This is a genomic window from Streptomyces guryensis, from assembly GCF_021261325.1.
In the GTDB taxonomy this organism is placed as follows: domain Bacteria; phylum Actinomycetota; class Actinomycetes; order Streptomycetales; family Streptomycetaceae; genus Streptomyces; species Streptomyces guryensis.
On record NZ_JAJSBI010000012.1, the window covers coordinates 276,532 to 288,553 of the forward strand.

Annotated in this window: 7 protein-coding genes; 6 read left to right on the forward strand and 1 reads right to left on the reverse strand. The window is 73.1% G+C overall.

Features of this window, described 5'->3' with window-relative positions:
• Positions 1-74: 74 nt before the first annotated feature.
• The 6 genes from infB to LJ657_RS24910 all read left to right on the forward strand — a co-directional run bounded on the left by infB (position 75) and on the right by LJ657_RS24910 (position 10,300).
• Positions 75-3,206, forward strand: coding sequence for a translation initiation factor IF-2 (gene infB, locus LJ657_RS48675; RefSeq protein WP_232650959.1), 3,132 nt, complete (start codon positions 75-77; stop codon positions 3,204-3,206).
• Between the two features lie 143 nt (positions 3,207-3,349).
• Positions 3,350-3,643, forward strand: coding sequence for a DUF503 domain-containing protein (locus LJ657_RS24890; RefSeq protein WP_030944944.1), 294 nt, complete (start codon positions 3,350-3,352; stop codon positions 3,641-3,643).
• 32 nt (positions 3,644-3,675) lie between these two features.
• Complete coding sequence (rbfA, locus tag LJ657_RS24895; protein WP_232650960.1) at positions 3,676-4,122, forward strand: 30S ribosome-binding factor RbfA; 447 nt, start codon at positions 3,676-3,678, stop codon at positions 4,120-4,122.
• Positions 4,119-5,024: a tRNA pseudouridine(55) synthase TruB gene (truB, locus tag LJ657_RS24900; protein ID WP_232650961.1), complete on the forward strand. Its 906-nt coding sequence runs from the start codon at positions 4,119-4,121 to the stop codon at positions 5,022-5,024. The genes rbfA and truB overlap by 4 nt, the downstream gene beginning before the upstream one ends.
• A gap of 371 nt (positions 5,025-5,395) precedes the next feature.
• Complete coding sequence (locus LJ657_RS24905) at positions 5,396-9,100, forward strand: trypsin-like peptidase domain-containing protein (RefSeq protein ID WP_232650962.1); 3,705 nt, start codon at positions 5,396-5,398, stop codon at positions 9,098-9,100.
• Positions 9,101-9,352: 252 nt separating this feature from the next.
• Entirely contained in the window at positions 9,353-10,300 is a 948-nt protein-coding gene (locus tag LJ657_RS24910; RefSeq protein WP_232650963.1) for a bifunctional riboflavin kinase/FAD synthetase, read from the forward strand.
• 82 nt (positions 10,301-10,382) lie between these two features.
• Here LJ657_RS24910 and LJ657_RS24915 read toward each other — a convergent pair.
• Positions 10,383-12,022, reverse strand: a 1,640-nt coding sequence (locus tag LJ657_RS24915) for a MinD/ParA family ATP-binding protein (protein WP_232650964.1), incomplete at its 5' end; no start/stop codon positions are given.

Consider the following 12,022-nt stretch of genomic DNA (forward strand, 5'->3'; position numbering starts at 1 on the left):
CTCGATGAGCACGCGATGAGTACGCCCATGAAGTAGCGACGGTCCGGACGCAACCCGGACCTAAAAGGAGCGAAGTGGCTAAGGTCCGGGTATACGAACTCGCCAAGGAGTTCGGGGTTGAGAGCAAGGTCGTCATGGCCAAGCTCCAAGAACTCGGTGAATTCGTCCGTTCGGCGTCTTCGACCATCGAAGCGCCCGTCGTCCGTAAACTGACGGACGCCCTCCAGCAGGGCAACGGAGGCGGCAAGTCCGCCCCCGCACGCAAGGCTGCCCCGGCTCGTCCGGCAGCCCCCTCTCCGGCGCAGGCAGCCCGTCCGGCCGCCCCGCGCCCGCCGGCCCCCAAGCCGGCCGCCGCCGAGAAGCCCGCGGCTCCCGCCGCGCCGGCCGCTCCCGGCCCCCGTCCCACTCCGGGCCCGAAGCCCGCGCCGCGGCCCGCCCCGGCGTCCCCGGCTCCGACCACGCCCGAGTTCACGGCACCTCCGGCGGCTCCTGCCGCTCCGGCTGCCTCGCAGGGCCAGAGCCACGGCTCCGGCCCGCGTCCGGGCGCGCCGCGGCCGGCAGGTCAGGCCCCGCGTCCGGGCGCCCGTCCCGAGCGTCCCGGCCAGGGCGGCCAGGGCCGTGGTGACCGCGGTGACCGTCCCGGCGGCGCCCCGCGCCAGGGTGGCGGTGCCCCGCGTCCCGGTGCGCGTCCGGCCGGTCCCCGTCCGGGCAACAACCCCTTCACCTCCGGTGGCTCCACCGGCATGGCGCGCCCGCAGGCGCCCCGTCCGGGCGGCGCGCCGCGTCCCGGTGGCCCGGGTGGCGCTCCCGGCGGCGCTCCGCGTCCGCAGGGTGCAGGCCAGGGCGGTCCGCGTCCCCAGGGGGCGGCGGGCGGTCCCCGTCCGCAGGCTCCGGGCGGGCGTCCGACCCCGGGCGGCATGCCCCGTCCGCAGGGCGGCGGCCCCCGTCCCGGCGGAGGCCCCGGCGGCCCGCGTCCCAACCCGGGCATGATGCCGCAGCGTCCTGCTGCCGGCCCGCGTCCCGGCGGCGGTGGCCCCGGCGGCCGCGGTCCCGGCGGCGGCGGTCGTCCCGGTGGCGGTGGCGGCGGTCGTCCGGGCGGCGGCGGCTTCGCCGGTCGTCCCGGTGGCGGCGGCGGTGGCGGCTTCGCCGGTCGTCCCGGCGGTCCCGGTGGCGGTGGCGGCGGTTTCGCCGGTCGTCCCGGTGGTCCCGGTGCCGGCGCGGGCGGCGGCGGTCGTCCCGGCTTCGGCGGTCGTCCCGGTGGTCCGGGTGGTCGTGGTGGCACGCAGGGCGCCTTCGGCCGTCCCGGCGGTCCCGCGCGTCGCGGTCGCAAGTCGAAGCGGCAGAGGCGCCAGGAGTACGAGGCCATGCAGGCCCCGTCGGTCGGCGGTGTGATGCTGCCTCGCGGCAACGGCGAAGCCATTCGCCTGTCGCGCGGTGCCTCCCTCACCGACTTCGCGGAGAAGATCAACGCCAACCCGGCGTCGCTCGTCGCGGTCATGATGAACCTGGGCGAGATGGTCACGGCCACGCAGTCCGTCTCCGACGAGACGCTGCAGCTCCTCGCGGGCGAGATGAACTACACGGTTCAGATCGTCAGCCCCGAGGAGGAGGACCGCGAGCTGCTCGAGTCCTTCGACATCGAGTTCGGCGAGGACGAGGGCGGCGAGGAGGACCTCGTGGTCCGTCCGCCGGTCGTCACCGTCATGGGTCACGTCGACCACGGAAAGACCCGACTGCTCGACGCCATCCGCAAGACGAACGTCATCGCGGGCGAGGCCGGCGGCATCACCCAGCACATCGGTGCCTACCAGGTCTCGACCCAGGTCAACGACGAGGACCGCGCGATCACCTTCATCGACACCCCGGGTCACGAGGCGTTCACCGCCATGCGTGCCCGTGGTGCCCGGTCGACGGACATCGCGATCCTGGTCGTCGCGGCCAACGACGGCGTCATGCCGCAGACGGTCGAGGCGCTCAACCACGCCAAGGCGGCCGACGTCCCGATCGTCGTCGCGGTCAACAAGATCGACGTCGAGGGCGCCGACCCGACCAAGGTGCGCGGTCAGCTCACCGAGTACGGGCTGGTGGCCGAGGAGTACGGCGGCGACACGATGTTCGTCGACATCTCCGCCAAGCAGGGTCTGCACATCGACTCCCTGCTGGAGGCCGTGGTCCTCACCGCGGACGCCTCGCTCGACCTGCGGGCCAACCCGAACCAGGACGCGCAGGGCATCTCGATCGAGTCCCGCCTCGACCGCGGCCGCGGTGCCGTCTCGACGGTCCTCGTCCAGCGAGGCACCCTGCGGGTCGGCGACACGATGGTCGTGGGCGACGCCTACGGTCGCGTCCGCGCCATGCTCGACGACAACGGCAACAACGTCGCCGAGGCCGGCCCGTCGACGCCGGTCCAGGTCCTCGGCCTGACCAACGTCCCGGGTGCGGGCGACAACTTCCTGGTGGTGGACGAGGACCGTACGGCCCGTCAGATCGCCGAGAAGCGCGCCGCCCGTGAGCGCAACGCCGCGTTCGCCAAGCGCACGCGCCGCGTGTCGCTGGAGGACCTGGACAAGGTGCTCAAGGCCGGCGAGGTCCAGCAGCTCAACCTCATCATCAAGGGTGACGCTTCTGGTTCCGTCGAGGCGCTCGAGTCGTCCCTGCTCCAGCTGGACGTCGGCGAAGAGGTCGACATCCGCGTCCTGCACCGCGGTGTCGGTGCGGTCACGGAGTCGGACATCGACCTGGCGATGGGCTCGGACGCCATCGTGATCGGCTTCAACGTCCGTGCGGCAGGCCGCGCGGCGCAGATGGCCGAGCGCGAGGGCGTGGACGTCCGCTACTACTCGGTCATCTACCAGGCGATCGAGGAGATCGAGGCGGCCCTGAAGGGCATGCTCAAGCCGGAGTACGAAGAGGTCGAGCTCGGTACGGCGGAGATCCGCGAGGTCTTCAAGTCGTCCAAGCTGGGCAACATCGCGGGTGTTCTCATCCGCTCCGGCGAGGTCAAGCGCAACACCAAGGCGCGCCTGGTCCGCGACGGCAAGGTCATCGCGGAGAACCTCAACATCGAGGGTCTGCGTCGCTTCAAGGACGACGTCACCGAGATTCGCGAAGGGTTCGAGGGCGGTATCAACCTCGGCAACTTCAACGACATCAAGGTCGACGACGTCATCGCGACGTACGAGATGCGCGAGAAGCCGCGCGTCTGATCCCAGCACGCGATCGGGGCCGGTCGGCGGCAGTTCCCTCTGGGAAACTCCGTCGATCGGCCCCGGCCGTTGCGTGTACGGTTCCCGTATCGGCGTCGAAGCGTGGCGCCCGTACCCCGAACCGGCGGGACATCCGGACACACATGTATGTGGGGACTCTGTCCTTCGACCTGCTCCTCGGCGACGTCCACTCGCTCAAGGAGAAACGCTCTCTCGTCCGTCCGATAGTGGCCGAACTCCAGCGCAAGTACGCGGTGAGCGTGGCGGAGACGGGCAACCAGAACCTCCATCGCAGGGCCGAGATCGGGCTCGCGATGGTTTCCGGGGACACGGGACACCTCTCCGACGTACTGGACCGCTGCGAGCGGCTGGTCGCCGGGCGCCCCGAGGTGGAACTGCTCTCGGTTCGACGCAGGCTCCACAGCGACGAAGACTGAAGCAAGAAGTAAGCACTTAAGGAGACGGACCAGTGGCCGACAACGCGCGCGCCAAGAGGCTGGCGGACCTCATCCGAGAGGTGGTGGCCCAGAAGCTGCTGCGCGGGATCAAGGACCCGCGGCTCGGCTCGAACGTCACCATCACGGACACCCGGGTCACGGGTGACCTGCGGGAGGCGACCGTCTTCTACACGGTGTACGGGGACGACGAGGAGCGGGCGGCCGCGGCCGCCGGACTGGAGAGCGCCAAGGGCGTGCTCCGCTCCGCGGTCGGTGCGGCGGCGGGCGTGAAGTTCACGCCGACGCTGACCTTCGTCGCGGACGCCCTGCCGGACACCGCCCGGACCATCGAGGACCTCCTCGACAAGGCCCGCCAGTCCGACGAGCAGGTGCGCGAGGTCTCGGCCGGCGCCACCTACGCCGGCGAAGCGGACCCGTACAAGAAGCCGGGTGAAGACGAGGACGACACCGCCGAATGACGCAGAAGAACCGGACGCCCGACGGGCTTGTCATCGTGGACAAGCCGTCGGGCTTCACCTCGCACGACGTCGTCGCCAAGATGCGCGGCATCGCCCGCACCCGACGCGTCGGGCACGCAGGCACCCTCGACCCCATGGCGACGGGCGTGCTCGTCCTCGGCGTCGAGAAGGCCACCAAGCTGCTCGGTCACCTCGCGCTGACCGAGAAGGAGTACCTGGGGACGATCCGCCTCGGGCAGACGACCCTGACCGACGACGCGGAGGGCGAGATCACGGGGTCGGCAGACGCCTCGAAGGTCACCCGCGAGGCCGTCGACGCCGGGATCGCCAAGCTCACCGGCCACATCATGCAGGTGCCGTCGAAGGTCAGCGCCATCAAGATCGACGGCGTGCGCTCCTACAAGCGGGCGCGGGAGGGCGAGGAGTTCGAGATCCCGGCCCGCCCGGTCACCGTCTCGTCCTTCGCGGTGTACGACATCCGGGACGCCGTCGCCGAGAACGGCACCCCGGTGCTGGACCTGGTCGTGTCCGTCGTCTGCTCCTCCGGCACCTACATCCGGGCCCTGGCCCGCGACCTGGGCGCCGACCTCGGAGTGGGCGGCCACCTCACCGCCCTGCGCCGCACCCGCGTCGGCCCCTACAAGCTGGACTCGGCGAAGACGCTGGACCAGCTGCAGCAGGAGCTCGCCGTGATGCCGATCGCCGACGCGGCCACGGCCGCGTTCCCGCGCTGGGACGTCGACGCGAAGCGGGCCCGGCTGCTCACCAACGGCGTACGGCTGGAGATGCCGGACGTCTACGCGGGCGGCGGCCCGGTGGCCGTCTTCGACCCCGAGGGCACCTTCCTCGCGCTCGTCGAGGAACAGAAGGGCAAGGCGAAGAGCCTGGCCGTCTTCGGCTAGGCGCCAAGCGCTCCGCAGGTTGTGCCGCGACGGGCCGTCGGTCGTCTGCGGTCCCGTCGTGGCTGGTCGCGCCCCGCGGCGGAGCCGCAGATCGATACGGCCCCGCGCCCCTTCAGGGCGCCGTTGAACCGAGCGGACCTCGCCCGTGGAGCGGCGGTCACGGGGTTGTGCCCGCCGCTCCACGGTCCCCCCTCGGTTCCCCCACCCCTAGGGTGTATCCACCGACCCCCGCCTGTTCACCCGTCCGGGCAGGCGCTCGGAGTGAACCGAGGGAGCGGAAGGGGGCGCGTTCGCCAAGTGATCTGTCCCGCTGATCATCGCGCCCCTAACGTCGAACTGAGGGCACAGGTGTACGGCGGGGAGGCTCGAACATGGCGGGACGGGGCCCGCGGACCGGGGACGGACACCGGCCGACGGAGGACACACGAACCGGGCGCACCCCTGACGGGGAGCCGACCGCCCTCGACGACGCCCTGGTCCGCATCCACGACCTCGCCGGCCGCCCCCGGGGCACCGGCTTCGTCGCCGATCACCACGGCACCGTCATCACCAGCCACGAGGCCGTCGACGGCCTGCCCAGGCTCGTCCTGCACGCCGCCGGGGACCGCACCTGCCTGGTGACCGCGGACGCGGTCACCGAGCTGCCCGACCTGGACCTGGCCCTCGTACGCACCGAGGGCCTCGGCGTCGACCCGCTGCCGGTCACGGTCCGGGACCGGGTCGAGACCGGCACGTACGTACGCCTCGCAGCCGGCTGCTGGCGCGAAGCACGCGTCCTCGGCGCGACCTCCGTGACGTACGCGGCGACCGACCGCTTCCATCTCCTCGACGACGCCCTGGAGTTGGCGATCGGCACGACCGGCCGGGACGCCCTGCGGCTGGGCGGCGGGGCGGCCGGGGGACCGGTCCTGGACGCCGAGACCGGCGCCGTCGTCGCCGTCCTCGGCACAGCGCTGCACTCCGGCCAGCGTGAGGTGGGCTTCGCGGTCCCGCTGCGCCATGCTGCGACGGTCGGTCGATCGTCTGCGGTGCCGTTGGGGCTGGTCGCGCCCCACGGCGCAACCGCAGATCGATACGGCCCCGCGCCCCTTCAGGGCGCCGCCGAGCCGCAGGAGACCTGTTCCGACCCGCTGGCCGACCTGCTTGACCGGAACGCGGCTACGGTGCCCGCGTACGGAGCCGATCTCAACCTGGCCGGTGTACTGGAGCTGACGGCCACTTCGGTGGGGCAGGACGGCCCCCCGGGGACGCTGGAGGGCTGCGTCGGCCGAACGGGCGTCGAGCCGGTCGAACGGGTGGCCACAGCAAGGGACTTGGATGCGTTCGTGCGCGGCCGGGCCACCGTCCTCGGCCTCGTCGGGCCACCGGGCAGCGGCCGTACGACGGAACTCGCGGCCCTCGCCGCCCGCCGCAACCGCGGTCCCGAACCGGCTCCCACCCTGTGGCTGCGTGGCGCCGACCTGCGGGACGACGACACCTCGGTCGCGGACGCGGCGGGCCGGGCACTGGCCCGCGCCGCCCGCATCGTCGCGGCGGCGCAGTCCACCTGCGCGGCCGCCCTCGGCGACACCGGACCGAACCGCCTGGCCCAGGCCGCCCGCGCGGCGGACCGCCCCCTGCTGCTCCTCCTGGACGGCCCCGAGGAGATGTCCCCCGCCCTGGCCCACCGCCTGGGGGAGTGGACCGAGGGGACCTCGGAGTGGCTGCGGGAGACGGGGACGCGGCTGATCGTGGCGTGCAGGGCGGAGTACTGGGAGGTTTTCTCCGCCGGTCAGGTCTCTTCAGCCGGGCGGCGTCTTCCAGCCCGTCCGGCGTTTGAGGAGGAGGCCGTCCGGGCCGAAGGGGGGTCTGGGGGCGCAGCCCCCCGGGACGGGACGGGAAGGGGCGACGGCATCCCCTGCGTGTGCCTCGGCGACCTGACGGAGGACGAGGCCCGCAAGGCCCGCGCGCGATACCGCATCCCCGAGCACACCCTGGACCCCTCCGACGCCCGCCACCCCCTCACCCTCCGCCTCCTCTCAGAGGTCCGCGCCGCCCTCCAGGACGCCCCCCACGCCCGCGTGGACCGCAACGACGTCTTCGCGGCCCACCTCGACCTGATGTGCCTGCGCATCGCCGTCAGGCTGGCCGCCGAGAACGGCCTGCGCGGCACCGCCGTACGCAGGCTCGCCGCAAGGGTCTCCGGACAGGTCCACGAGGCCGCCCGCCGCAGCCTCGGCCCCGGAGAGGGCGAGCTGGACCGGAAGACGTTCGAAGCGGTGTTCCCCTGGGGCCCGGCCCCGGCGAAGCTGGGCGGCGGCGCCGGCTGGGCGTCCGCCGTCCTCACCGAAGGCCTGCTCGTCCCCGCCGGCAGTGGCTACCGCTTCGCCCACGAGGAACTCGCCGACTGGCTTCAGGGCATGCACCTCGACCTCGACGAGGCCCTCCGCACCCTCGTCCACCACCGCCCCACCCCGGACGGCGGCGCTCGCGCCCTTCCCGTGCCGCACCACCGCATCGGCCCCGTCGTAGAGGCCCTGCTGCTCCTGGCCCGGCAGGAGGGGACCGCCCAACTCGCCGTAAGAATGGAGGAGTTGACGAACGTCCTGGATGCGGACCCGCACTCCTGGTGGCCCGCCCGCCTCCTCACCGAGACCCTGCTGCGGGTTCCGGACGCCATGCCGTATCTGGCGGTCCTGCGACGGCTCGCCGACCGGCTCGTGGCGGCACGGGGACAGGACTGCCTCGGCTCCCGGGAATCCGACGGCCGTTCCCTCTCGGCCGCCGCCCTCCCGGGCGCCTTCGCGCCCGCCTTCTGGACCGCCCTGCCGCTCCCGCAGACCGAACGCCTCGACCTGCTGCGCCACCTGCTCCTCGCCGACGGGCCGCCGCAGGACACCGGCCCCCGTTTCCTGGACGCCGTCTCCCAGATCCTCGCCGACGGCCCCACGGCCGTACAACCCCTCCTCACCCGCTGGTTCGCCGACGAGCGCCCGCTCCCCGCGACCCCGCACGCGACCGTCGCCGAGGCGGCGCAGGCGCTGCTGCACACCCACCGGCACCTCGCCCTGGACGACCTGACCGAGGTGCTGGTCGAGACCGCGCACCCCAGGGCGGACGAGCTGCTCGCGGTGCTGGCGGAGGACGAGCCGTCGACGGTCTGCCGGGCCGTCGACCGGTGGGCGCACGACGAGCGCCCCGCGCGGCGGGTGGCGGCGGTGGCGTACGGCCTGCGCGCCGCGCCCCACGTCCGTACCGACGCCGACCGCGAACTCCTCCGCTACGCCGCCCTCGCCCTCCTCGCCCGCCCCGCCGACTGCACCCTGCACGGCGGCGCCCTCGCGCTCCTCGTACGCGATCCACGCACGCGTGCCCGCCATCTCCCGCAGGCGCTCGGGCAGTTCGCGGCCGGCGACCCGCACTTCCCGGCGAGCGCCCTCGTCGCCGCCCTGACCACGCACCCGGAACCGGTCCTCGACGCCTTCCGCGAGCGACTGCGCGGGCCGGACGCCGGTCAGGCGCTGCGCACGCTCGCCGACGTCACCACGCCCCCGCTGGCTCGAAGGGTCGCCGTGCTCGTGCGGGAGGCGGTGGAGCGGAGCCCCGAGACCGCCGTCGACGTGGCCGCGTACGTGGACCGGCGGCTCGACCAGGGGCCGGAGGCCCGCGCCGTGCTCTTCCCGCTGGTCACCGGTCTCCTCGACGGCGGCCCGGAGGAGGTGCGGGCCGCGCTCGCCGCGGTACTCGCCGCTCCCGGCACTCCCGCCTCCCGCCTCCTGCGCCGCGAACTCCTCGACTTCCTCCTGACCCACGAACAGGCCCCTGCCGTCCTGGACGCCCTGTTGCACGCCGTCGCCCGGCACGCCGGCGACGACATGCGCGAGCTGGTCCACCGCACCGGGCTGCTCCTCGTGCGCACCCCGGACGGCGCGGCCCGTTTCGACCGCGGCCTGGTCGACCTGGGCCGGCAGATCCCCGGCTTCGCCGCCCGCATGGCCGGCTGGCTGACCGAGGCCCCGCAGACCTGGTCGGCGGTGGTGGGCCCGAGCACACGCCGGATGATCGAGAACCTGGCGGGCATCCGCGTGCCGGTCTGAGCTGCACTCCAAGCAGGCGGGGCGAAGTCCGCTGCGGTTCGGTAGCGCCGCTTCAGGGGCGCGGGGCTGTATTGATATGCGGCTCCGCCGCGGGGCGTGACCAGCCTCGACGGCGCCGCAGTCACATGACGGCCCATCGCGGCACTACCCGCGGAGCGCCGGGCCGATGCGGGCCGTTCGCGCCCGGCATGGCACCCTTAGACCTGCGTAAGAGGTCGGTAGACACGGACACGGGTTCGAGGAGCGGTCACAGTGCAGCGCTGGCGTGGCTTGGAGGACATCCCCGAGGACTGGGGGCGCAGCGTCGTCACCATCGGCTCCTACGACGGAGTCCACCGCGGTCACCAGCTGATCATCCGGCATGCTGTGGACCGCGCCCGTGAGCTGGGTGTCCCCTCCGTGGTCGTCACCTTCGACCCGCACCCGAGCGAGGTCGTCCGCCCCGGCAGCCACCCGCCGCTGCTGGCCCCGCACCACCGCCGCGCCGAACTCATGGCGGACCTGGGTGTGGACGCGGTCCTGATCCTCCCCTTCACGACGGAGTTCTCGAAGCTCTCTCCCGCCGACTTCGTCGTCAAGGTCCTGGTCGACAAGCTGCACGCCAAGGCGGTCGTCGAGGGCCCCAACTTCCGCTTCGGCCACAAGGCCGCGGGCAACGTCGAGTTCCTCGCCGAACAGGGCAAGGTCTACGACTTCGAGGTCGAGGTCGTCGACCTGTACGTGCACGGTGAGGCCGGAGGCGGCGAGCCGTTCTCCTCCACCCTCACCCGGCGCCTGGTCGCCGAGGGGGACGTCGAGGGCGCCGCCGAGATCCTGGGCCGCCCGCACCGCGTCGAGGGCGTGGTCGTACGGGGCGCTCAGCGGGGCCGTGAGCTGGGCTTCCCGACCGCCAACGTCGAGACCCTGCCGCACACCGCGATCCCGGCCGACGGCGTCTACGCCGGCTGGCTGCACGTCCAGGGCGAGGCGATGCCGGCCGCGATCTCGGTCGGCACGAACCCGCAGTTCGACGGCACCGAGCGCACGGTGGAGGCGTACGCCATCGACCGCGTGGGCCTCGACCTGTACGGCCTGCACGTGGCCGTCGACTTCCTGGCCTACGTCCGCGGCCAGGCGAAGTTCGACTCCCTGGAGGCCCTGCTGGAGCAGATGGCCGAGGACGTGAAGCGCTGCCGCGAACTGGTGACGGCCGCCGAATAGCCGTCCCTGAAGTTCCTTCCACTACGCCGAAGGGCGGCCGGTGCCTCGGAGCACCGGCCGCCCTTCGTTGTTGCCGTACTGCTTACTGCTGTTGTGTCCAGCCGGGCGGTACGACACCCTGCTGCGGCGGCTGGCCCTGCTGCGGGTCCTGGGGCGGCGGCTGCTGCCAGCCCTGGCCCGGTCCCGGCTGCTGCGGGGGCTGCCCCCAGCCCTGACCCGGCTGCGGCCCGCCGCCGGGCTGGCCGTAGAGCTGCTGCTGGGGATCCTGCTGCGGCGGCGCGTACCCCTGCTGGGGCTGCTGCGGGTACTGCATGTTCGGGTTGCCGAAGCCCTGCTGGGTGCGGGAGAAGTCCTCGGCGATGAGGGCCGCGAGATCGAAGTAGGCCTCGCGGGTCTTGGGACGCATCATCTCGAGGTCCACCTCGGCGCCCGCCGCGAGATGTTCGTCGAAGGGGATCACGACGACACCGCGGCAGCGGGTCTCGAAGTGCGCGACGATGTCCTCCACCTTGATCATCTTGCCCGTCTCGCGGACACCGGAGATCACCGTGACCGACCGCTGCACGAGATCGGCGAAGCCGTTCGCCGACAGCCAGTCGAGCGTGGTCGAGGCGCTGCTCGCACCGTCCACCGACGGGGTGGAGATGATGATCAACTGGTCGGCGAGGTCGAGGACCCCGCGCATCGCGCTGTAGAGCAGACCGGTACCCGAGTCGGTGAGGATGATCGGGTACTGCCGGCCCAGGACGTCGAGCGCGCTGCGGTAGTCCTGGTCGTTGAAGGTGGTGGAGACCGCCGGGTCCACGTCGTTGGCGATGATCTCGAGGCCCGAGGGCGCCTGCGAGGTGAAGCGGCGGATGTCCATGTAGCTGTGCAGCTGCGGGATCGCCTGGACGAGGTCACGGATGGTGGCGCCCGTCTCACGCCGGACCCGTCGGCCGAGCGTGCCGGCGTCCGGGTTGGCGTCGATCGCCAGGATCTTGTCCTGGCGCTCGGTGGCGAGCGTGGCGCCGAGCGACATGGTCGTCGTGGTCTTGCCGACGCCGCCCTTGAGGCTGATCACCGCGATCCGGTAGCAGGACATCACCGGTGTGCGGATCAGACCGAGCTTTCGCTCCCGCTCCGCCGCCTCCTTCTTGGCGCCGAGCTTGAAGCGGGACGGGGCCTGGTTGTTCTTGCGGGCCTTCGGCTGGTTGCGCAGCAGCCGGTCGGAGGAGAGCTCCACCGCGGCGTTGTAACCGAGCGGGGTCCCCGGCGCGGCTTGCTGCTGCTGCGGCGGTGCGCCGGGTCCGGCCTGGGGGCCGGGCGGGGCGGTCCAGCCCTGGTTGCCGTACGCACCCGGTTGCTGCTGCTGGGGCGCCTGCTGCTGTGGAGCCTGCTGCGGGGGCTGGACCGGAGGCTGCTGCTGCGGTGCGGGCTGCTGCTGGGCGGGCTGCGGGTAGCCGTAACCGGCCTGCTCGGGCTGCGGCGGGTAGCCGTAACCGGCGGGCGGCTGCGGCTGCGGCGCCTGCTGCGGGGGCTGGGCGGGCGGCTGCGGCTGAGCGGCCTGGGGCGGCTGCTGCGGGTAGCCGTAGCCGGCGGCCTGTGGCTGGGGCTGGGCCTGGCGCGGGTCTGCCGGTGCGGGCTGGCCGCCCTGTGCCGGGTAGCCGGGCTGCGGGTCGGCCGGGCCGAAGGCGCCCTGCGGAGGGGGCTGGTGGGCCGGCTGGCCCGGCTGCGGCTGGG

What these genes read in the sequence shown, in the direction of transcription:
- truB (WP_232650961.1), top strand. Translation starts at nt 4,119, where the DNA reads ATGACGCAGAAGAACCGGACGCCCGACGGGCTTGTCATCGTGGACAAG.
- LJ657_RS24890 (WP_030944944.1), top strand. Translation starts at nt 3,350, where the DNA reads ATGTATGTGGGGACTCTGTCCTTCGACCTGCTCCTCGGCGACGTCCAC.
- LJ657_RS24905 (WP_232650962.1), top strand. Translation starts at nt 5,396, where the DNA reads ATGGCGGGACGGGGCCCGCGGACCGGGGACGGACACCGGCCGACGGAG.